This window comes from Kitasatospora sp. NPDC059327 (assembly GCF_042752535.1).
Classification (GTDB): Bacteria; Actinomycetota; Actinomycetes; order Streptomycetales; family Streptomycetaceae; genus Kitasatospora.
Genome location: NZ_JBHYYB010000061.1, coordinates 1 through 19,879, shown reverse-complemented (window position 1 = coordinate 19,879; position 19,879 = coordinate 1). Strand labels below are relative to the sequence as shown.

Annotated in this window: 22 protein-coding genes; 20 read left to right on the top strand and 2 right to left on the bottom strand. The window is 70.0% G+C overall.

All coding sequences use genetic code 11. From position 1 onward, the window contains the following. The first annotated feature begins 28 nt into the window (after positions 1-28). From rpsE to glmM, 18 genes are all read left to right on the top strand, one after another. Positions 29-652, top strand: a complete 624-nt coding sequence (rpsE, locus tag ACFXHB_RS29820; RefSeq protein WP_030055834.1) for a 30S ribosomal protein S5 — start codon at positions 29-31, stop codon at positions 650-652. Continuing rightward, a complete protein-coding gene (gene rpmD / locus ACFXHB_RS29815; protein WP_030300409.1) occupies positions 652-834 on the top strand; it encodes a 50S ribosomal protein L30 in 183 nt (60 codons plus the stop codon). Before rpsE ends, rpmD begins: the two co-directional genes overlap by 1 nt. A 2-nt stretch (positions 835-836) precedes the next feature. Continuing rightward, the gene (gene rplO / locus ACFXHB_RS29810; protein ID WP_380382401.1) at positions 837-1,289 is read left to right on the top strand and encodes a 50S ribosomal protein L15; all 453 of its coding nucleotides are present in this window, start codon (positions 837-839) and stop codon (positions 1,287-1,289) included. Positions 1,290-1,608: 319 nt separating this feature from the next. Beyond that, positions 1,609-2,919, top strand: a complete 1,311-nt coding sequence (gene secY / locus ACFXHB_RS29805; RefSeq protein WP_380577782.1) for a preprotein translocase subunit SecY — start codon at positions 1,609-1,611, stop codon at positions 2,917-2,919. After that, entirely contained in the window at positions 2,919-3,572 is a 654-nt protein-coding gene (locus ACFXHB_RS29800; RefSeq protein ID WP_380577781.1) for an adenylate kinase, read from the top strand. The genes secY and ACFXHB_RS29800 overlap by 1 nt, the downstream gene beginning before the upstream one ends. 84 nt (positions 3,573-3,656) lie before the next feature. Then, the gene (map, locus tag ACFXHB_RS29795; protein ID WP_380577780.1) at positions 3,657-4,496 is read left to right on the top strand and encodes a type I methionyl aminopeptidase; all 840 of its coding nucleotides are present in this window, start codon (positions 3,657-3,659) and stop codon (positions 4,494-4,496) included. 138 nt (positions 4,497-4,634) lie between these two features. Continuing rightward, positions 4,635-5,060 carry a large conductance mechanosensitive channel protein MscL gene (gene mscL, locus ACFXHB_RS29790; protein WP_380577779.1) on the top strand — a complete coding sequence of 142 codons (426 nt, stop codon included), beginning with the start codon at positions 4,635-4,637 and terminating at the stop codon, positions 5,058-5,060. A 183-nt stretch (positions 5,061-5,243) separates the two neighbouring features. Further along, positions 5,244-5,465 (top strand): translation initiation factor IF-1, encoded by a 222-nt coding sequence (gene infA / locus ACFXHB_RS29785; protein ID WP_003956442.1) that lies wholly within the window; start codon positions 5,244-5,246, stop codon positions 5,463-5,465. Positions 5,466-5,498: 33 nt separating this feature from the next. Beyond that, entirely contained in the window at positions 5,499-5,612 is a 114-nt protein-coding gene (gene rpmJ / locus ACFXHB_RS29780) for a 50S ribosomal protein L36 (RefSeq protein ID WP_003956441.1), read from the top strand. A gap of 179 nt (positions 5,613-5,791) precedes the next feature. Next, positions 5,792-6,172 (top strand): 30S ribosomal protein S13, encoded by a 381-nt coding sequence (gene rpsM / locus ACFXHB_RS29775; protein WP_360631611.1) that lies wholly within the window; start codon positions 5,792-5,794, stop codon positions 6,170-6,172. A 72-nt stretch (positions 6,173-6,244) separates the two neighbouring features. Next, entirely contained in the window at positions 6,245-6,652 is a 408-nt protein-coding gene (gene rpsK / locus ACFXHB_RS29770) for a 30S ribosomal protein S11 (RefSeq protein ID WP_035800872.1), read from the top strand. A 130-nt stretch (positions 6,653-6,782) separates the two neighbouring features. Beyond that, positions 6,783-7,805: a DNA-directed RNA polymerase subunit alpha gene (locus ACFXHB_RS29765; protein ID WP_030232516.1), complete on the top strand. Its 1,023-nt coding sequence runs from the start codon at positions 6,783-6,785 to the stop codon at positions 7,803-7,805. Between the two features lie 157 nt (positions 7,806-7,962). Next, a complete protein-coding gene (rplQ, locus tag ACFXHB_RS29760; protein ID WP_360631608.1) occupies positions 7,963-8,451 on the top strand; it encodes a 50S ribosomal protein L17 in 489 nt (162 codons plus the stop codon). Positions 8,452-8,528: 77 nt separating this feature from the next. Next, the gene (gene truA, locus ACFXHB_RS29755) at positions 8,529-9,440 is read left to right on the top strand and encodes a tRNA pseudouridine(38-40) synthase TruA (RefSeq protein ID WP_380577778.1); all 912 of its coding nucleotides are present in this window, start codon (positions 8,529-8,531) and stop codon (positions 9,438-9,440) included. A gap of 41 nt (positions 9,441-9,481) precedes the next feature. Further along, a complete protein-coding gene (locus tag ACFXHB_RS29750; RefSeq protein ID WP_380577777.1) occupies positions 9,482-11,155 on the top strand; it encodes an ABC-F family ATP-binding cassette domain-containing protein in 1,674 nt (557 codons plus the stop codon). A 341-nt stretch (positions 11,156-11,496) separates the two neighbouring features. Beyond that, positions 11,497-11,940, top strand: a complete 444-nt coding sequence (gene rplM / locus ACFXHB_RS29745) for a 50S ribosomal protein L13 (protein WP_014136251.1) — start codon at positions 11,497-11,499, stop codon at positions 11,938-11,940. A 46-nt stretch (positions 11,941-11,986) separates the two neighbouring features. Beyond that, on the top strand, positions 11,987-12,490 hold the full coding sequence (gene rpsI / locus ACFXHB_RS29740; protein ID WP_380577776.1) for a 30S ribosomal protein S9: 504 nt from the start codon (positions 11,987-11,989) through the stop codon (positions 12,488-12,490). Positions 12,491-12,668: 178 nt separating this feature from the next. Further along, positions 12,669-14,033 carry a phosphoglucosamine mutase gene (gene glmM / locus ACFXHB_RS29735; RefSeq protein WP_380577775.1) on the top strand — a complete coding sequence of 455 codons (1,365 nt, stop codon included), beginning with the start codon at positions 12,669-12,671 and terminating at the stop codon, positions 14,031-14,033. Positions 14,034-14,104: 71 nt separating this feature from the next. Here glmM and coaA read toward each other — a convergent pair whose 3' ends face one another. Further along, positions 14,105-15,100 (bottom strand): type I pantothenate kinase, encoded by a 996-nt coding sequence (coaA, locus tag ACFXHB_RS29730; protein ID WP_380577774.1) that lies wholly within the window; start codon positions 15,098-15,100, stop codon positions 14,105-14,107. Between the two features lie 99 nt (positions 15,101-15,199). Here coaA and glmS point away from each other — a divergent pair, with 99 nt between their 5' ends. After that, positions 15,200-17,056 (top strand): glutamine--fructose-6-phosphate transaminase (isomerizing), encoded by a 1,857-nt coding sequence (gene glmS / locus ACFXHB_RS29725; RefSeq protein WP_380577773.1) that lies wholly within the window; start codon positions 15,200-15,202, stop codon positions 17,054-17,056. A 44-nt stretch (positions 17,057-17,100) separates the two neighbouring features. Here glmS and ACFXHB_RS29720 read toward each other — a convergent pair whose 3' ends face one another. Further along, positions 17,101-17,649 (bottom strand): Uma2 family endonuclease, encoded by a 549-nt coding sequence (locus ACFXHB_RS29720; protein ID WP_380577806.1) that lies wholly within the window; start codon positions 17,647-17,649, stop codon positions 17,101-17,103. 452 nt (positions 17,650-18,101) lie between these two features. Here ACFXHB_RS29720 and ACFXHB_RS29715 point away from each other — a divergent pair, with 452 nt between their 5' ends. Then, positions 18,102-19,736, top strand: coding sequence for an NAD(P)H-hydrate dehydratase (locus ACFXHB_RS29715; protein ID WP_380577772.1), 1,635 nt, complete (start codon positions 18,102-18,104; stop codon positions 19,734-19,736). Positions 19,737-19,879 lie beyond the last annotated feature (143 nt).

Genomic DNA, 19,879 nt, shown 5'->3' with positions numbered 1-19,879 from the left:
ACGGACGTAATCGAGAGAGGTAATTCCAATGGCTGGACCCCAGCGCCGCGGTAGCGGCGCCGGCGGCGGCACCGGCGGTGGCGAGCGGCGCGACCGTAAGCGTGACGACCGGGGTAACGCCCCCGCCGTCGAGAAGACCGCTTACGTCGAGCGCGTTGTCGCGATCAACCGTGTCGCCAAGGTTGTCAAGGGTGGTCGTCGTTTCAGCTTCACCGCGCTGGTCGTGGTGGGCGACGGTGACGGCACCGTAGGTGTCGGCTACGGGAAGGCGAAGGAGGTTCCGGCCGCCATCGCCAAGGGTGTTGAGGAGGCCAAGAAGAACTTCTTCAAGGTCCCCCGTATCCAGGGCACCATCCCGCACCCGATCCAGGGCGAGAAGGCTGCCGGCGTCGTGCTCCTGAAGCCGGCTGCCCCCGGTACCGGTGTTATCGCCGGTGGCCCGGTGCGTGCCGTGCTGGAGTGCGCCGGTATTCACGACATCCTGTCGAAGTCGCTCGGCTCCGACAACGCGATCAACATCGTGCACGCCACGGTGGCCGCTCTGAAGGGCCTCGTGCGCCCCGAGGAGATCGCCGCCCGTCGTGGCCTGCCGCTGGAGGACGTGGCTCCCGCCGCTCTGCTGCGGGCTCGTGCTGCAGGGGTGAGCGCCTGATGGCTCGCCTGAAGATCACGCAGACCAAGTCCTACATCGGCAGCAAGCAGAACCACCGCGAGACGCTGCGCTCGCTGGGTCTGAAGCGCATGCACGATGTGGTCGTCAAGGAGGACCGTCCCGAGATCCGCGGGATGGCCCAGACCGTGCGTCACCTCGTCACGGTCGAGGAGGTGGACTGATTATGGGCGACTCGCCGATCAAGGTTCACAACCTGCGTCCCGCCCCGGGTGCCAAGACCGCCAAGACCCGTGTCGGTCGTGGTGAGGGCTCCAAGGGTAAGACCGCCGGTCGTGGCACCAAGGGCACCAAGGCCCGCTACCAGGTTCCGCAGCGCTTCGAGGGTGGCCAGATGCCGCTCCACATGCGCCTGCCGAAGCTGAAGGGCTTCAAGAACCCGTTCAAGATCACGTTCCAGGTTGTCAACCTCGACAAGCTGGCCGAGCTCTACCCGCAGGGTGGCGAGGTCACTGTCGAGGACCTGATCGCCAAGGGCGCGGTTCGCAAGAACTCCCTCGTCAAGGTGCTCGGCACCGGCGAGATCTCGGTCGCGCTGCAGGTGACGGTCGACGCCGTCTCCGGCTCCGCCGCTGAGAAGATCACCGCCGCCGGCGGTACCGTCACCGAGCTCGTCTGAGCCCGCTGACTCCCCACGGGCCCCGCACCTCCTGCACGGAGGTGCGGGGCTCGTGCGTTGTCGAAGTGGCCCGTCGCCGCCCCCGGGTGGAGACGGGCCTCGTTCTTTTGTGTGGCAAAACCGGGCATCCCGTACCTCGTGAGTGGGGGAGGGGCCGTACGCGCTTCTTTCGAGTGGCCGTGCACTGTTAGAGTCCGTGGAGTTCCCTTGTAGGCTGCGCGTAGGCTCGCCTATGCCGTCTGTACGGGGGCCCGAACCGCAAACTCCCCATTAGGACCGACCCTCCCGCCGACGACGCGCGGGAGGCGCAGGAGGCACCGTGCTCAGTGCGTTCGCGCGGGCGTTCCAGACGCCCGACCTGCGCAAGAAGCTGCTGTTCACGCTGGGCATCATGGTGCTGTTCCGGCTGGGCTCGCACATTCCCGTACCGGGGGTCGATTTTCAGGCCGTCAACGAGTGTGTGAAGCAGACAAAGACGAACGGTCTGTTCGGGCTCGTCAACCTGTTCAGCGGTGGAGCGCTCCTCCAGCTGACCATCTTCGCGCTCGGCATCATGCCGTACATCACGGCCAGCATCATCCTCCAGCTCCTCACCGTCGTGATCCCGCGACTCGAGGCGTTGAAGAAGGAGGGTCAGGCCGGCACCGCGAAGATCACCCAGTACACGCGCTACCTGACGATCGCCCTCGCCGTGCTCCAGGGCACCGGCATCGTGGCCACGGCCTCCAGCGGTGCGCTGTTCTCGAACTGCTCGCTGGCCAACCAGATCGTCCCGAACCAGTCGGTGTTCCGGATCGCCGTCATGGTGATCACGATGACCGCCGGCACCACGTTCATCATGTGGCTGGGCGAGCTGATCACCGACCGCGGCATCGGCAACGGCATGTCGATCCTCATCTTCACCTCCATCGCCTCGGGCTTCCCGGGCTCGATGTGGGCGATCAAGCAGTCCGGCACCATCGGTGACGGCTGGGTCGAGTTCCTCTCCGTGGTCGCGGTCGGCGTCATCGTTGTGATGCTGGTCATCTTCGTGGAGCAGGCGCAGCGGCGGATCCCCGTCCAGTACGCGAAGCGGATGATCGGGCGCCGCGCCTTCGGCGGCACCTCGACGTACATCCCGCTCAAGGTGAACCAGGCCGGTGTCATCCCGGTCATCTTCGCCTCGTCGCTGCTGTACATCCCGGCCCTGGTGGTCCAGCTGACCAGCAGTAAGGCCGACTGGGCGGTCTGGATCAGCAACCACTTCGTCAAGGGTGACCACCCGGTCTACATGGCCACCTACTTCCTGCTGATCGTCTTCTTCGCCTTCTTCTACGTCGCCATCTCCTTCAACCCCGAAGAAGTTGCCGACAATATGAAGAAGTATGGTGGGTTCATCCCGGGCATCCGGGCCGGCCGGCCGACGGCCGAGTACCTGAACTACGTGCTCACCCGCATCACGTGGCCGGGTTCGCTCTACCTGGGCCTGATCGCGTTGATCCCGATGATCGCCCTGGTCGCCTTCGGACAGCAGACCAACTTCCCGTTCGGCGGCACCAGCGTTCTCATCGTCGTCGGCGTCGGACTCGAAACTGTGAAGCAGATCGAGAGCCAGCTCCAGCAGCGCAATTACGAAGGGTTCCTCCGCTGATGCGAATCGTCCTCGTCGGGCCTCCCGGGGCAGGGAAGGGTACTCAGGCGCACGTGCTCGCCAAGACCCTGTCCATCCCCCACATCTCCACCGGTGACCTGTTCCGCGCCAACATCGGTCAGGGCACCCCGCTGGGGCTCGAGGCCAAGAGCTACATGGACGCGGGTCGTCTGGTGCCGGATGAGGTCACCATCGGGATGGCCAAGGACCGCATGCTCCAGCCCGACGCCGCCGGCGGCTTCCTGCTGGACGGCTTCCCGCGCAACCTCGGCCAGGCCAAGGCGCTGGACGCGTTCCTGGCCGAGCAGGGCATCACGCTGGACGGCGTGCTGGACCTGGAGGTCCCCGAGGACGAGGTCGTCCGCCGGATCGCCGGCCGTCGCCTGTGCCGCAACGACGGGGGCCACGTCTTCCACGTGGACTACAACCCGCCGAAGGCCGAGGGCGTCTGCGACGAGTGCGGCGGCGAGCTGTACCAGCGCTCGGACGACACCGAGGAGAAGGTGCGGACGCGGCTGGAGGTCTACCACACGGAGACCGAGCCGATCATCGACTACTACGCCCAGCAGGGCCTGGTGGCGACGATCCCCGCGCTCGGCAAGGTGGACGAGGTCACCCAGCGCGCGATCGAGGCGCTGAAGCAGGACAACTGACAGTACTGAGCGACGCCGTACGGTGGAACGAGTGCACGGCCGCCCGGCAAGGACCGGGCGGGAATCCAAGGAAGGCGTGACCAGATGGTGGAGATCAAGACCCCCGAGCAGATCGCGAAGATGCGGGTGGCCGGGCTGGTCGTCGCCGAGGCGCTGAAGGCCTGCCGGGAGGCGGTCGCTCCGGGGGTGAGCACCCAGGAGCTGAACGACATCGCCGACAAGGTCATCACCGGCCACGGCGCCACCTCGAACTTCCGCGCGGACCACGGCGGGCTCTGGTTCCCCGGGGTGATCTGCGCCTCGGTGAACGACGAGGTCGTGCACGGCATCCCCGGTGACCGGGTGCTGCGGGAGGGCGACGTCATCTCGATCGACTGCGGCGCCATCGTGGACGGCTGGCACGGCGACGCGGCGATCACCGTGGCGGTCGGCGAGGTCCGGCCCGAGGTGGAGATGCTCAGCCGGGTCACCGAGGGCTCGATGTGGGCCGGCATCGCCCAGATGAAGAAGGGCAACCGGCTGGCCGACGTCTCCAAGGCGATCGAGGGCTTCGTCCGCCGCCAGCCGCTGCCGCCGAAGGGCAAGTGGGGCATCACCGAGGGCTACGGCGGCCACGGCATCGGCACCGCGATGCACATGGAGCCGCACGTGCTGAACTACGTCGAGCGGGGCCGCGGCAAGGGCCCCAAGCTGATCCCCGGCACCGTGCTGGCGATCGAGCCGATGGTGTCGCTGGGCACCCCGCACACCAAGGTGCTGGAGGACGACTGGACCGTCGTGACCACCGACGGCACCTGGGCCTCGCACTGGGAGCACTCGGTGGCCGTGACCGAGCAGGGCCCGCTGGTGCTGACGGCCTTCGACGGCGGCCGCGCCGAACTCGCGAAGCTGGGCATCACCGCAGCTCCGGACCCCCTCGGGTAGTCGCGGAGGCGGTCAACTGCCGCGTTCGCGAACGGATCGGAGCCCTGGAGGTTTGGACCTCCAGGGCTTTTGTCCTATTTTTATCGGCTGGCAGTGGCCTCAGTGGCTTCAGCGGCTTCGATCAAGCAGGAGAGTGCAGTGCTCAAGGGATTCCGCGACTTCATGATGCGCGGCAACGTCGTCGACATGGCCGTCGGTGTGGTCATCGGCGCGGCCTTCACCGGGGTGGTGACCGGCTTCGTGTCGGCGTTCCTCACCCCGCTGGTGGGCGTCGTGGTCGGCGCCGCCGGCGACTTCAGCTCGTACAAGGCGACGGTGGCGGGCGTCACCTTCCCCTACGGGCAGTTCCTCAACGTGCTGATCGCGTTCCTGATGACCGCCGCGGTGCTGTACTTCTGCGTCGTGCTGCCGGTGACCAAGGCCACCGCCCGGTACCTGCCGAAGAAGCCGAAGGCCCCGAAGCGCCCCTGCCCCGAGTGCCTGACCGACATCCCCGAGGCGGCGCGCCGCTGCTCGGCCTGCACCGCCCACGTCGAGCCGCTGGTGGTCACCGCCGCCCTGTGACGGCGGCGGCGCCGGTCCGGGCCTCGTTTTGGCCCATCGGACGCGCTGGCGTAGGATGGACCGTCGGCTCACTCGTAGCGTGCTCCAGCACGCCCTCTTCCCCCTCGGGGGATGGGGTGGACCCAGGTTCGCACGAGCGTTCCGCATACGGTAGCCGGTCCCGGAAGGTGGATCTCGCAGTTCATGGCTAAGAAGCAAGGCGCCATTGAGATCGAGGGCACCGTGATCGAGTCTCTTCCGAACGCGATGTTCAAGGTCGAGCTGCAGAACGGTCACAAGGTCCTCGCGCACATCAGTGGCAAGATGCGCATGCACTACATCCGCATCCTGCCGGACGACCGGGTCGTGGTGGAGCTCAGCCCCTACGACCTCACGCGCGGCCGGATCGTCTACCGCTACAAGTAAGAACGTCAGATCTAGACCCGGAGAACCTGAAGCATGAAGGTCAAGCCGAGCGTCAAGAAGATCTGCGACAAGTGCAAGGTGATCCGCCGTCACGGCCGGGTCATGGTGATCTGCGACAACCTGCGCCACAAGCAGCGCCAGGGCTGATCAGTTCTCCCCAGCATTTCTCGTAGTACTTCGCGCGACGCGAAAACGTCATAAGCGGGCTACCCGATCCGTCCCTCGCGGGACGGACTGCCACCCCCGGTCAGAGGCCGGGGCTCCCACACCGTGAGGTGTCGGAGTAGGTAGCGCGCAAGACCTCTGAAAAAGCACAGGAGCCTTGAATGGCACGCCTCGCCGGCGTTGATCTCCCCCGTGAGAAGCGGATCGAGATCGCCCTTACCTACGTGTACGGCATCGGTCGTACCCGCGCCCAGCACACCCTCGCCGAGACCGGTGTCAACCCGGATGTCCGCGTGCGCGACATCTCCGAGGAAGACCTCGTGAAGCTGGGTCAGTACATCGACGCCAACTTCACGGTCGAGGGTGACCTCCGCCGTGAGGTGGCCGCCGACATCCGCCGCAAGGTCGAGATCGGTTGCTACGAGGGTCTGCGTCACCGCCGTGGCCTGCCGGTCCGCGGTCAGCGCACCCACACCAACGCGCGTACCCGCAAGGGCCCGCGTCGCGCGATCGCCGGTAAGAAGAAGCCGGGCAAGAAGTAGTCCGTCCCGTCACCGGACATCCCTCCGGCCCGCGGGTCAGCGGACCGACCACCTCAGTAGGAGAACAGACTTATGCCCCCCAAGGGTCGTCAGGCTGCCGGCGCCAAGAAGGTGCGCCGCAAGGAGAAGAAGAACGTCGCTCACGGGCACGCCCACATCAAGAGCACGTTCAACAACACCATCGTTTCGATCACCGACCCCGCGGGCAACGTGATCTCCTGGGCCTCCGCCGGCCACGTCGGCTTCAAGGGCTCGCGCAAGTCCACCCCGTTCGCCGCGCAGATGGCCGCCGAGGCCGCTGCCCGTCGCGCGCAGGAGCACGGCATGCGCAAGGTTGACGTCTTCGTGAAGGGTCCGGGCTCCGGCCGCGAGACCGCGATCCGTTCGCTCCAGGCCACCGGCCTGGAGGTCGGCTCGATCCAGGACGTCACCCCCACCCCGCACAACGGCTGCCGTCCGCCGAAGCGCCGCCGCGTCTGACGCGGCGCCCTTCGGGCACTGGTGTTCGCTTGACACCGCGTACGGGGTCCCGGTTCGTCCGGGACCCCGTACGCTGGTTCTGTTCGGCATCAAATAGTGGGTGCCGAAGACAACTGGAGGATCTGAAAACATGCTGATCGCTCAGCGCCCCTCGCTGACCGAAGAGGTCGTCGACGAGTTCCGCTCGCGGTTCGTGATCGAGCCGCTGGAGCCGGGCTTCGGCTACACCCTCGGCAACTCCCTTCGCCGCACGCTCCTCTCCTCGATCCCCGGCGCCGCTGTCACCAGCATCCGGGTCGACGGCGTCCTGCACGAGTTCACCACCGTGCCGGGCGTCAAGGAGGACGTCACCGACCTCATCCTCAACATCAAGCAGCTGGTCGTCTCCTCGGAGCACGACGAGCCGGTCGTGATGTACCTGCGCAAGCAGGGCCCGGGTGTCGTCACCGCCGCCGACATCGCGCCGCCGGCCGGTGTCGAGGTGCACAACCCCGAGCTGGTCCTCGCCACGCTGAACGGCAAGGGCAAGCTGGAGATGGAGCTGACCGTCGAGCGCGGTCGCGGCTACGTCTCCGCCGTGCAGAACAAGGCTTCCGGCCAGGAGATCGGCCGCATCCCGGTCGACTCGATCTACAGCCCCGTGCTGAAGGTCACCTACAAGGTCGAGGCCACCCGTGTCGAGCAGCGGACCGACTTCGACAAGCTGATCGTCGACGTCGAGACCAAGCCCGCCATGCGCCCCCGTGACGCCATGGCCTCGGCCGGCAAGACCCTGGTGGAGCTGTTCGGTCTCGCCCGCGAGCTGAACATCGACGCCGAGGGCATCGACATGGGCCCGTCCCCGACGGACGCCGCCCTGGCCGCCGACCTGGCGCTGCCGATCGAGGAGCTTGAGCTCACCGTTCGGTCGTACAACTGCCTCAAGCGCGAGGGCATCCACACCGTGGGTGAGCTCGTCGCCCGCTCCGAGGCCGACCTGCTCGACATCCGCAACTTCGGTGCGAAGTCGATCGACGAGGTCAAGGCGAAGCTGGCCGGCATGGGCCTGGCCCTCAAGGACAGCCCGCCCGGGTTCGACCCGACCGCCGCCGCCGACGCCTTCGGCGCCGACGACCTGGACGACGCGGGTTACGCGGAGACCGAGCAGTACTGAGTGCCTTCCGGGGGGATTCCCCCCGGACCCCTGTTTTGCTGACGGGGGCGGTTCCCCGGAGTCGCCCCCGCCATCATGAAAGTCGTGCGGACACCGTGTCCGTACGCCCGCCGCGGTACCTGGTACGGCCGTGGTCGGAGATCCAAGGAGTCATTCCATGCCGCGTCCCACCAAGGGTGCCCGCCTCGGCGGCGGCCCGCACCACGAGCCGCTGCTGCTCGCCGGTCTGTGCCGGGAGCTGTTCCAGTACGGCCGCATCACCACGACCGAGGCCAAGGCCCGTCGGATGCGCCCGCTGGCGGAGAAGCTGATCACCAAGGCGAAGAAGGGCGACATCCACAACCGTCGCCTGGTTCGCAAGACGATCACCGACATCTCGGTGCTGCACACCCTCTTCACCGAGATCGCGCCGCGCTACGAGAACCGCCCGGGTGGCTACACCCGCATCACCAAGATCGGTGGCCGCCGCGGCGACAACGCCCCGATGGCCGTGATCGAGCTGGTCGAGGCGCTGACCGTCGCGCAGACCGCCGTCGGCGAGGCCGAGGGCGCCACCAAGCGCGCCGTCAAGGAGGCCGAGGCCAAGGTCGAGGAGACCAAGGTCGAGGACACCAAGGCCGACGAGGCCGAGGCCGAGCAGGCCTGACACCTTTAGGTGCCGTGCGGGCCCGCTCTCCCATTCCGTGGGGGAGCGGGCCCGTTCCTTCTGTCTGGAGTGAAGCAGTGGTCAACGATTGCGCCGAGCGGCCGCCGGTCAAGGACGGCCCGGCGGACGGGTACGTCCGGGTCCGGCTCGACCTCGCCTACCAGGGCGCGGAGTTCTCCGGCTGGGCCCGCCAGCGTGGCGGCCGCCGCACGGTGCAGGAGGAGATCGAGACCGCGCTGCAGATCGTCACCCGCAGTACCGAGCTCCACCCGCTGACGGTCGCCGGCCGGACCGACGCCGGTGTGCACGCCCGCGGCCAGGTCGCCCACGTCGACCTGCCCGCCGAGCTGTGGGCCGCGCACCGCGAGAAGCTGCTGCGCCGGCTGGCCGGACGGCTGCCCGGGGACGTGCGGATCTACCGGCTCGGCGAGGCGCCGGCCGGCTTCGACGCCCGGTTCTCCGCGATCTGGCGCCGCTACGCCTACCGGGTCGCCGACCACCCCGGCGGGGTGGACCCGCTGCTGCGCGGGCACGTGCTCTGGCACGACCGCCCGCTGGACATCGAGCGGATGAACGCGGCCGCGGCGCTGCTGCTGGGGGAGCACGACTTCGCCGCGTACTGCAAGAAGCGCGAGGGCGCGACGACCATCCGCACCCTGCTGGAGCTGCGCTGGGACCGCGTCCCGGTCGACTCCTACGCCGCGCAGGAGGGCTCGCTGGCGGTCGCCACCGTCCGGGCCGACGCCTTCTGCCACAACATGGTGCGGGCCCTGGTCGGCGCGATGCTGCTGGTCGGCGACGGCCACCGGCCGGTGGAGTTCCCCGGCGAGGTGCTGGCCGGCGGGGTGCGCAACTCCGCGGTCAACGTGATCCGGCCGTACGGGCTGACGCTGGAGGAGGTCGGCTACCCGGCCGACGACCTGCTCGCCGAGCGCAGCAGGCTGGCCCGCCGGATCAGGACGCTGCCGGGGCAGCCGGCCGTCGGGTAATCCGTTTTGGTCCTGGGCGGCGGCTTGGGAGAATCGTCCGCATGGGACACGTCGAGATTTCGCACCTTGAGTACTACCTGCCGGACGGGCGGGTGCTTTTCGACGACGCGTCCTTCCGGGTCGGCGAGGGCACCGCGGTGGCGCTGGTGGGCGCCAACGGCGCCGGCAAGACCACGCTGCTGCGCATGATCGCGGGCGACCTCCAGCCGCACGGCGGCTCGGTGACGATCAGCGGCGGCCTCGGCGTGATGCGCCAGTTCGTCGGGACGACCGGCCGCGAGGCCAAGCAGGACGACGAGGACCGCCCGGGCCCGGCCCCGCTGGCCGCCGACGCCTCCGTCCGCGACCTGCTGGTCTCGGTCGCCCCCGAGCGGATCGCCGTCGCGGCCCGCGCGGTCGACGCCGCCGAGCTGGCGATGATCGCCCAGGACGACGAGAAGACGCAGATGGCCTACGCCCAGGCGCTCTCCGACTGGGCGGACGTCGGCGGCTACGACTACGAGACCGACTGGGACGTCTGCACCACCGCGGCCCTCGGGATGCCCTTCGACAAGGCCCAGTGGCGCGGGCTGAACACGCTCTCCGGCGGTGAGCAGAAGCGCCTCGTGCTGGAGGCACTGCTGCGCGGCCCCGAAGAGGTGCTGCTGCTGGACGAGCCGGACAACTACCTGGACGTCCCCGGCAAGCGCTGGCTGGAGGAGGCGATCAAGGCCACCTCCAAGACCGTGCTCTACATCTCGCACGACCGCGAGCTGCTCTCCCGTACCGCCGAGAAGATCATCAGCGTCGAGTCCGGCGCGGCCGGCAGCAGCGTCTGGGTGCACGGCGGTGGCTTCGACTCCTTCCACGAGGCCCGCAAGGACCGCTTCGCCCGGTTCGAGGAGCTCGGCCGGCGCTGGGACGAGGAGCACGCCAAGCTCAAGAAGCTGGTGGTCACCCTGCGCCAGGCCGCCTCGGTCAGCCACGCGCTGGCCACCCGCTACGCGGCCGCGCAGACCAGGCTGAAGAAGTTCGAGGAGGCGGGCCGCCCGGAGGAGCCGCCGCGCGAGCAGAGCATCACCATGCGGCTCAAGGGCGGCCGGACCGGTGTGCGGGCCTTCACCATGGAGCAGCTGGAGCTCTCCGGCCTGATGAAGCCGTTCGACCTGGAGGTCTTCTACGGCGAGCGGATCGGCGTGCTGGGCTCCAACGGCTCGGGCAAGTCGCACTTCCTGCGGCTGCTCGCGGGGGACTCGACGGTCGCCCACACGGGCCAGTGGAAGCTCGGCGCCCGCGTCGTACCGGGGCACTTCCGGCAGACCCACGCCCACCCGGAGCTGTTCGGCCGCACGGTGCGCTCGATCGTCGAGGAGGAGCACGCGCTCAGCCGCGGCGCCGCGATGGGGGCGCTGCGCCGGTACGAGCTGGACCGCCAGGAAGAGCAGAAGTTCGAGTCGCTGTCCGGTGGTCAGCAGGCCCGGCTGATGATCCTCAAGCTCGAACTGGACGGGGTGACCGCCCTGTTGCTCGACGAGCCGACCGACAACCTGGACCTGGAGAGCGCCGAGGCGCTGCAGGCCGGCCTGGAGGCCTTCGACGGCACCGTGCTGTGCGTCACACACGACCGCTGGTTCGCCAAGACCTTCGACCGCTTCCTGGTGTTCGGCGCGGACGGCCGGGTGTACACGTCCGACGAGCCGGTCTGGGACGTCACCCGGGTCGAGCGCGAGCGCTGACCGGCCCTGGCCGGGGTGGGCGCGAGCACCGGATCGGGGCTGGTCGGGAGGTGTGCGCCGGCGCTGCTCCGGTCGTGGCCGGGGTGGGCGCGAGCACCGCTCCGGCCGTTTTCCGGCCCGGCCGGCGCGGGGGGATTTTGACCCACCCCGGCGCGCCCAGTAGGCTGGGGGCTTGTTGTGCGTATTGGCTCGCTCTATCTCACGTGAGAGGTCGGTACGCCGGAGATATCAGGTCGACCACCCAGCGGCTCCCCTTGAATTGCGTCCAAGGCAGCCAGGCTGACGCGCTCGACCGGGTGCTCCTGTCAGGACTCACTCACTGAAAAGCAGAGGCTACGACCGTGCGTACGTACAGCCCCAAGCCCGGCGACGTCCAGCGTCAGTGGCACGTCATCGACGCGACCGACGTCGTGCTCGGCCGCCTGGCCTCCCAGGCCGCCAACCTCCTCCGGGGGAAGCACAAGGCGATCTACGCGCCGCACGTTGACACGGGTGACTTCGTCATCATCATCAACGCGGACAAGGTGCACCTGTCGGGTAACAAGAAGACCCAGAAGCTGGCGTACCGCCACAGCGGCTTCCCGGGCGGTCTCCGCTCGGTCCGCTACGACGACCTCCTGGCCAACAACCCGGAGAAGGCCGTCGAGAAGGCCATCAAGGGCATGGTCCCCAAGAACTCCCTGGGTCGCCAGATGCTCTCGAAGCTGAAGGTCTACTCGGGCGACCAGCACCCCCACGCTGCCCAGCAGCCGGTGCCGTTCGAGATCACCCAGGTCGCGCAGTAATTCCGGCCACCTAGCCCCCCAACACTGAAAAGAGCTGAGGAACACCGTGGCCGAGACCACTGAAACCCTTGAGGTCGACTTCGACGAGACCGTCGTCGAGGGCGAGTACACCTCCGAGGAGAACTACACCTCCGAGTCGCTGGCCGGCCGCTTCGGCGAGGCCGTCCCCGGCGCCGGCCTTGGCCGCCGCAAGGAGGCGATCGCCCGCGTGCGCATCGTCCCGGGCACCGGCGTGTGGAAGATCAACGGTCGCACCCTGGAGAACTACTTCCCCAACAAGGTGCACCAGCAGACCGTGAACGAGCCCTTCAAGCTGCTGGAGCTCGACGGTCGCTACGACGTCGTCGCCCGCATCTCGGGTGGCGGCACCTCCGGCCAGGCCTACGCGCTGCGCCTCGGTGTGGCCCGCGCCCTGAACGAGGCCGACGTGGACAACAACCGCGCCGCCCTCAAGAAGGCCGGCTTCCTCATGCGTGACGCCCGCGCCGTCGAGCGCAAGAAGGCCGGTCTGAAGAAGGCCCGTAAGGCCCCGCAGTACAGCAAGCGCTAGTCGCGCCCGAGGGGTGTGCGCCGCCCTGGTGGTGCACACCCCTGGTTGCGCTCTCACGCCCCGGAGTACCCCGTGTACTCCGGGGCGTCGTGCTCCCCGGCCCTGGTGCGCGGGCCGGGGATTCGATCGAATGGACTGCCGGGTTTACCTGCCAGCAGTGGTGATGGAGGACGGGACAGTGGGACGACTCTTCGGTACGGACGGCGTACGCGGTGTGGCCAACCAGGGGCTGACGGCTGAGCTGGCGCTCGGGCTGTCCGTCGCGGCGGCGCACGTGCTCGGTGAGGCGGGGGCCTTCGAGGGTCACCGGCCGGTCGCGGTGGTCGGCCGCGACCCGCGCGCCTCGGGCGAGTTCCTGGAGGCCGCGGTCATCGCCGGCCTGGCCAGTGCGGGCGTCGACGTGCTGCGGGTCGGCGTGCTGCCCACCCCGGCGGTGGCCTACCTCACCGGCGCCCTGGGCGCCGACTTCGGCGTGATGCTCTCCGCCAGCCACAACGCGATGCCGGACAACGGCATCAAGTTCCTCGCCCGGGGCGGCCACAAGCTGGACGACCGGATCGAGGACGCCATCGAGGCGCACTACCGCACCCACACCCTCGGTGGTGAGGAGTGGAAGCGCCCGACCGGTGAGGCCGTCGGCCGGGTCCGCGAGTACAACGAGGGCTTCGACAAGTACGTCGCCCACCTGATCGGCGTGCTGCCCAACCGGCTGGACGGCATCCGGGTCGTCATCGACGGCGCGCACGGCGCGGCCGCCTACGTCGCCCCCGAGGCGTTCGCCCGGGCCGGCGCCGAGGTCGTCCACACCCTGGGGGCCGAGCCCACCGGCCTCAACATCAACGACGGCGTCGGCTCCACCCACCTGGACCGGCTGCGCACCGCGATGGAGGAGTACCGGGCCGATCTCGGCATCGCGCTCGACGGCGACGCCGACCGCTGCCTGGCCGCCGACGCGGACGGCAACGAGGTCGACGGCGACCAGATCATCGCGATCCTCGCCGTCGCCATGAAGGAGGCCGGCACTCTGCGCCGCAACACCGCCGTCGCCACCGTGATGTCCAACCTGGGCTTCAAGCTGGCGATGGAGCGCGAGGGCGTGGAGCTGGTGCAGACCGCGGTCGGTGACCGCTACGTGCTGGAGGCGATGAAGGAGCACGGCTTCGCCCTCGGCGGCGAGCAGTCCGGCCACGTCATCCTGCTGGACCACGCCACCACCGGCGACGGCACCCTGACCGGTCTCATGCTGGGCGCCCGGCTGGCCGCCACCAAGCAGCCGCTGGCCGACCTGGCCGCCGTGATGACCCGGTTGCCGCAGCTGCTGATCAACGTCAAGGGCGTGGACAAGAGCCGGGTGAACACCAGCCTCGAACTGGCCGCGGCGGTCGCCGAGGCCGAGGCCGAGCTGGGCTCCACCGGCCGGGTGCTGCTGCGCCCCTCGGGCACCGAGCCGCTGGTCCGGGTGATGGTCGAGGCCGCCGACCAGGTGCAGGCGAAGGCCGTCGCCGAGCGGCTGGCCGAGGCGGTCCGCACGCACCTGGGCTGACGCCCGCGCACCGGGAGACGAGCAGGGCCCCCGCCGTACGAACGGCGAGGGCCCTGCGGTGTGTCGGGGGGTCAGAGTTTGCGCAGCAGCGCGCGGCGGACCTTGTGGTCCTGGCCCTTCTGCAGGACCAGGGTGGCGCGGCCGCGGGTGGGCAGCACGTTCTCCAGCAGGTTCGGCTTGTTGATGGTGCGCCAGACCTGACGGCCGTACTCCATCGCCTCCTCCTCCGGCACTTCGGTGAAGCGGCGGAAGTAGGAGTTCGGGTCCTGGAAGGCGGTCTGCCGCAGCTTGCGGAAGCGGTCCAGGTACCAGCTCTCGATGTCGTCGGTGCGGGCGTCGACGTAGATGGAGAAGTCGAAGTAGTCGGTGACCGCGAGCCTGGTCCGGCCGTCCGTCCCGGGCAGGGCCGGCTGGAGCACGTTCAGGCCCTCGACGATGAGGATGTCCGGACGCTCCACGGTGAGCCGCTCGCCGGGCACGATGTCGTACACCAGGTGCGAGTAGACGGGGGCGGTGACCCGCTCCTTGCCGGCCTTCACGTCCGCCACGAAGCGCATCAGCGCGCGGCGGTCGTACGACTCCGGGAAGCCCTTGCGGGCCATCAGGCCGCGCCGGCGCAGTTCGGCGTTGGGCAGCAGGAAGCCGTCGGTGGTGACCAGTTCGACCCGGGGGTGCTCGGGCCAGCGGGCCAGCAGCGCCTGGAGCAGGCGGGCGGTGGTGGACTTGCCGACGGCGACCGAGCCGGCCACGCCGATGATGAACGGCGTACGGGTGCGCTCGGTGTCCGGGGTGTCCAGGAAGGTGCCCAGCGCGCCGCGCAGGTCGTGCGTGGCGTGGATGTAGAGGTTCAGCAGGCGGGACAGCGGCAGATAGACGTCCCGGACCTCGTCCAGGTCGAGGGCGGTACCGAGGCCGCGCAGCCGTTCCACCTCCTCGGCGGTCAGCGGCAGCGGCGTACGCTCGCGCAGCGCGCTCCACTCGGCCCGGCTGAGGTCCACATAGGGCGACGGCGACGGGCCGGGCGTGGCGGCGCCCCGCGTACAGAGTTCGGTCAGCACATGCTCCATTGTGGGCCGTAGCGGCGTTCACGGTGGCTGTGGTGTCGGTCACGCGCTGTGGGCGAAGCGTGCGAATGGGGCGTCTTGGGCGCCCTTATGCTGGCACGCATGTGCGGAATTGTTGGATACGTGGGCTCGCAGCCCGCCCTTGATGTAGTAATCGCAGGCCTGCAGCGACTCGAGTACCGGGGCTACGACTCGGCCGGTGTCGCCGTGCAGGTGCAGGGCTCCGACGGGCAGTGGAGCCTGGCCACCGACAAGCGGGCGGGCAAGCTCGCCAACCTGGAGAAGTCGCTCGCCGAGACCCCTCTTCCCGGCGGCACCACCGGCATCGGCCACACCCGCTGGGCCACCCACGGCGGCCCGACGGACGCCAACGCCCACCCCCATCTGGACGACGCCGTCCGGGTGGCCGTGGTCCACAACGGCATCATCGAGAACTTCGCCCAGCTCCGGGCGGAGCTGGCCGAGCGCGGCCACACGCTGCGCTCGGAGACCGACACCGAGGTCGTCGCGCACCTGCTGGCCGAGGTGTACCAGGGCGACCTCGCGGAGGCTATGCGGATCGTCTGCCGCCGGCTGGACGGCGCCTTCACCCTCGTCGCCGTGCACGCCGACGCCCCGGACGTCGTGGTCGGCGCGCGCCGCAACTCGCCGCTGGTGGTCGGCCGCGGCGAGGGCGAGAACTTCCTCGCCTCGGACGTGGCCGCGTTCATCGCGCACACCCGTGAGGCGATCGAGCTGGGGCAGGACCAGGTCGTCGAGCTGCGCCGCGAAGGCGTCACGGTGACCGACTTCGACGGCAGCCCGGCGGACGTGCGCGAGTACCACGTCGACTGGGACGCCTCGGCCGCCGAGAAGGGCGGCTACGACTACTTCATGCTCAAGGAGATCGCCGAGCAGCCGAAGGCCGTCGCCGACACCCTCCTCGGCCGGATCGGCACCGACGGTCGGCTCACCCTGGACGAGCTGCGGATCTCCGACGCCGACCTGCGCTCGGTGGACAAGGTCGTCATCGTCGCCTGCGGCACGGCCTTCCACGCCGGCATGATCGCCAAGTACGCGATCGAGCACTGGACCCGCGTCCCGTGCGAGGTCGAGGTCGCCTCGGAGTTCCGCTACCGCGACCCGATCATGGGCCCGGGCACGCTGGTCATCGCGATCTCGCAGTCCGGCGAGACCATGGACACCCTGATGGCGCTGCGGCACGCGCGTGAGCAGGGTGCCAAGGTGCTGGCGATCTGCAACACCAACGGCTCGACCATCCCGCGCGAGTCCGACGCGGTGCTCTACACGCACGCCGGCCCCGAGGTCGCGGTCGCCTCCACCAAGGCGTTCCTCACCCAGCTGGTCGCCTGCTACCTGGTCGCGCTCTACCTGGGCCAGGTGCGCGGCACCAAGTGGGGCGACGAGATCTCCGCCGTCATCAAGGAGCTCGGCGACGCGCCCCGGCAGGTCGAGCAGGTGCTGGAGACCATGGAGCCGGTGCGCGAGCTGGCGCGTTCGCTCGCGGACGCCAAGTCGGTGCTGTTCCTCGGCCGCCACGTCGGCTTCCCGGTGGCGCTGGAGGGCGCGCTCAAGCTCAAGGAGCTGGCGTACATGCACGCCGAGGGCTTCGCGGCGGGCGAGCTGAAGCACGGGCCGATCGCGCTGATCGAGGAGGGGCTGCCGGTCGTGGTGGTCGTGCCGTCGCCGCGCGGGCGCTCGATCCTGCACGACAAGATCGTCTCCAACATCCAGGAGATCCGGGCGCGTGGTGCGCGCACCATCGTCATCGCGGAGGAGGGGGACGAGGCGGTCGTCCCGTACGCGGACCACCTGATCCGCATCCCCGTGACGCCGACCCTGCTGCAGCCGCTGGTGTCCACCGTGCCGCTGCAGGTGTTCGCCTGCGAGCTGGCCACCGCCAAGGGCCACGAGGTCGACCAGCCGCGCAACCTGGCGAAGTCGGTCACCGTCGAGTAGCCGTTCGCGGTGCTCCCGGCCGGTGCCCCTGCGGTGGCTGCGTCCTACCGCAGGGGCGCCGTGTCGAGCGTGAACGAGAACGGGGCGGGGAGGTCGAGGGGTTTGCCGAAGGGGACCTGGCTGCGGGTGATGTAGTCCTCGCCCTCGGGTCCGGTGAACAGCGTGACCGTGCCTTCGCCGCGGTCGACCAGCAGATAGCAGGGGATGTCGGCGGCTGCGTAGCCGTGACGCTTCGGCCCGCGGTCCTTGCCCGGATTCGTCGAGGTGATCTCGAAGACCAGCAGAACCCCGGTAGCCGGAGCCCAGGAATCCGAGTTCTCGAAGTGTCCGACCGGGCTGATGGTGCCGTCCGGAATGTACCGGCCCTTCGGCGTGATCAGACCTTTGTTCCCCGCGAGGTCGAACTCGGCGTCGGTCTTGCGCATGAACTGCCTGTTGAGTAGCGAGAACGCGGTCTCGTGCGATCCGTCCGGCGGCGGCGTCACGACGATCTCCCCTTCGATCAGCTCGGCCTTGAAGCCCGGCGGCGTGTCCAGTTCCAGGAATGCCCGGAGTGCGTCCTGCTGCTGCAGCGGGTGCTCGACTGCCGGCATGGCGGCCACGGCCCTTCTCCCTCCTGCTGGTCCCTGCCCTGCCTGTTCTGCGAGCGCCACGGTAGGGGTACGGACCGATGCCGGTGGGGGATCGAAGTGGTTGTCACTCGAAAGTGTCCCGCAAAGCCGGAGAGACAGCCCGTGATCGTCGGAGTCGGGATGGATGTGGCGGGGCCGGTGTGGCGAGGGATCGGCCGGTTTGCGGCGGCGCTGGAGGCAGGCAGGGGCAGCTGCGGTCGCCGTCGGGGTGCTCGGTGCACCGGGCGCGGTGGGCCGGCGGTGCTGCGCTCGCGCGGGACGTCGCCGCGCTGACGGCTGAGGTCGGGGCCGGCCGAACCCGCCGGGCTGCCGAATCCGGTGCGCGCTCGTGGCAGGTGTCGCTCGGCCACGACGCGGGCGTAGCGTCGGCGGTAGTCATCGCCGAGGGTCGGCCGAAGGGTAGGGGCTTGCGCATGCGTCGCGCTCACCGTGTCGAACAGGTCCGGGCCGCCGAGGCCGAACTGATGGCCCGGCTGCCCGAGGGCACCCTGATGCAGCGGGCCGCCGCGGGCCTCGCCGCCACGTGCGCCCGATTGCTGACCCGCCGTCGCGGTCGGGTGTACGGGAGCCGGGTGGTGGTGCTCGCGGGCAGCGGAGACAACGGGGGTGACGCGCTGTACGCCGGCGCGGCGCTGGCCCGGCGCGGCGCGCGGGTGACGGCGGTGCTGCTCGCGCCCGGGCGGGCCCACGTCCAGGGGCTGGCGGCGCTGCGCGCCGCGCGCGGTCGGGTGGTGCTGGAGCAGGAAGTCGGCCTGGCCGACTTCTCGTGCGCCGACCTGGTGCTGGACGGCATCGTCGGGATCGGCGGCCGGGGCGGGCTGCGCCCGGAGGCGGAACCGTACGCGCGGGCGGACCGGCGCGGAGTGGTGGTGGCCGTGGACGTGCCGAGCGGGGTGGACGCCGACACCGGAGAGGTGGCGGGCGTGGCACTGCGGGCGGACGTCACGGTCTGCTTCGGCACGTACAAGCCGGGGCTGCTCATCGACCCGGGCGCCTCGTACGCCGGCGCGGTCCAGTTGGTGGGGATCGGGCTGGAACTGCCGACCTCCGAGGTGGAGGCCCTGCAGCACGCCGAGGTGGCCGAGCTGCTGCCGGTCCCGGGAGCGGAGAGCGACAAGTACCGGCGCGGTGTGGTCGGCGTGGCGGCCGGTTCGGCGACGTACCCGGGGGCGGCGCTGCTGGCGGTCGCCGGCGCGCTGCGCGGCGGTGCGGGCGCGGTGCGGTACGTCGGGACGGCGGCCGAGGAGGTGGTGCGGCGGTTCCCGGAGGTGCTGGTCACCGAGGGCGGGCCGGCCGGCGCCGGACGGGTGCAGGCCTGGGTGGTCGGGCCGGGGGGCGGGGAGGGAGCGCGGCAGGCGCTCGGCGAGGCGCTGGCGAGCGATGTGCCCGTCCTGGTGGACGCGGACGGACTCACCGAGCTGGGCCGACTCGGCCCGCAGGCGCTGACCGGGCGGACGGCGCCCACGTTGCTCACCCCGCACACCGGCGAGGCGGCCCGGCTGCTCGCGGGGGTGGGGGGCAGTGCACCGCCGGCCGCCGACGAGCTGGCCGCCGCCCGGCTGGTCACCGCACGCCGGCTGGCTGCCGCGTACCGGGCGACGGTGCTGTTGAAGGGCTCCACGACGGTGATCGCCGATCCGGGGGGCGCGGTGCGGGTCAATCCGACCGGTACGCCGTGGCTGGCGACGGCCGGGAGCGGCGACGTGCTCGCCGGCCTGGCCGGCTCCCTGTTGGCGGCGGGTCTGCCCGTGCTGGACGCCGCTTCGGTGGCCGCGTATCTGCACGGGCTGGCCGGCCGCCACGCTGCGAGTGGGGCGGGAGTGGTGGGCGCGTCGGGCGCGTCGGGCGCGGTGGTCGTGTCGGGCGCGTCGGGTCTGCCGGGTGGGTTGGGTGCGGTGGGTGCGGTGGGTGCGGTGGGTGCGGTGGGTACGCCAGGCGCGCCGGTCATGGCGATGCAGGTGGCTGCCGACCTGTCGGCGGTCTGGCGCGACGTGCGCGGGTCGGCAGGGTTGGCGGGGGCGGGGGCGGGGGCGTTGGTGGAGGAATAGACCGACCGGTCTACATAGTGGTGGATGTGCCCGCCAGTGTCGGCGCAGGAAGTCGGGCCGGGCCGCAACACGCGCGGGGGGGGGGTGGGGGGTGGGGTGGGGGGGGGGGGTTTTAGGTTGAACACTAACAGTATCATATAAAA

What these genes read in the sequence shown, in the direction of transcription:
- infA (WP_003956442.1), top strand. Translation starts at nt 5,244, where the DNA reads ATGGCTAAGAAGCAAGGCGCCATTGAGATCGAGGGCACCGTGATCGAG.
- rpmD (WP_030300409.1), top strand. Translation starts at nt 652, where the DNA reads ATGGCTCGCCTGAAGATCACGCAGACCAAGTCCTACATCGGCAGCAAG.
- rpsM (WP_360631611.1), top strand. Translation starts at nt 5,792, where the DNA reads ATGGCACGCCTCGCCGGCGTTGATCTCCCCCGTGAGAAGCGGATCGAG.
- rplQ (WP_360631608.1), top strand. Translation starts at nt 7,963, where the DNA reads ATGCCGCGTCCCACCAAGGGTGCCCGCCTCGGCGGCGGCCCGCACCAC.
- coaA (WP_380577774.1), bottom strand. Translation starts at nt 15,100, where the DNA reads ATGGAGCATGTGCTGACCGAACTCTGTACGCGGGGCGCCGCCACGCCC.
- ACFXHB_RS29720 (WP_380577806.1), bottom strand. Translation starts at nt 17,649, where the DNA reads ATGCCGGCAGTCGAGCACCCGCTGCAGCAGCAGGACGCACTCCGGGCA.
- ACFXHB_RS29750 (WP_380577777.1), top strand. Translation starts at nt 9,482, where the DNA reads ATGGGACACGTCGAGATTTCGCACCTTGAGTACTACCTGCCGGACGGG.
- rpsE (WP_030055834.1), top strand. Translation starts at nt 29, where the DNA reads ATGGCTGGACCCCAGCGCCGCGGTAGCGGCGCCGGCGGCGGCACCGGC.
- map (WP_380577780.1), top strand. Translation starts at nt 3,657, where the DNA reads ATGGTGGAGATCAAGACCCCCGAGCAGATCGCGAAGATGCGGGTGGCC.
- rpmJ (WP_003956441.1), top strand. Translation starts at nt 5,499, where the DNA reads ATGAAGGTCAAGCCGAGCGTCAAGAAGATCTGCGACAAGTGCAAGGTG.
- ACFXHB_RS29765 (WP_030232516.1), top strand. Translation starts at nt 6,783, where the DNA reads ATGCTGATCGCTCAGCGCCCCTCGCTGACCGAAGAGGTCGTCGACGAG.
- ACFXHB_RS29715 (WP_380577772.1), top strand. Translation starts at nt 18,102, where the DNA reads ATGCGTCGCGCTCACCGTGTCGAACAGGTCCGGGCCGCCGAGGCCGAA.
- ACFXHB_RS29800 (WP_380577781.1), top strand. Translation starts at nt 2,919, where the DNA reads ATGCGAATCGTCCTCGTCGGGCCTCCCGGGGCAGGGAAGGGTACTCAG.
- rpsK (WP_035800872.1), top strand. Translation starts at nt 6,245, where the DNA reads ATGCCCCCCAAGGGTCGTCAGGCTGCCGGCGCCAAGAAGGTGCGCCGC.
- glmS (WP_380577773.1), top strand. Translation starts at nt 15,200, where the DNA reads ATGTGCGGAATTGTTGGATACGTGGGCTCGCAGCCCGCCCTTGATGTA.
- rplO (WP_380382401.1), top strand. Translation starts at nt 837, where the DNA reads ATGGGCGACTCGCCGATCAAGGTTCACAACCTGCGTCCCGCCCCGGGT.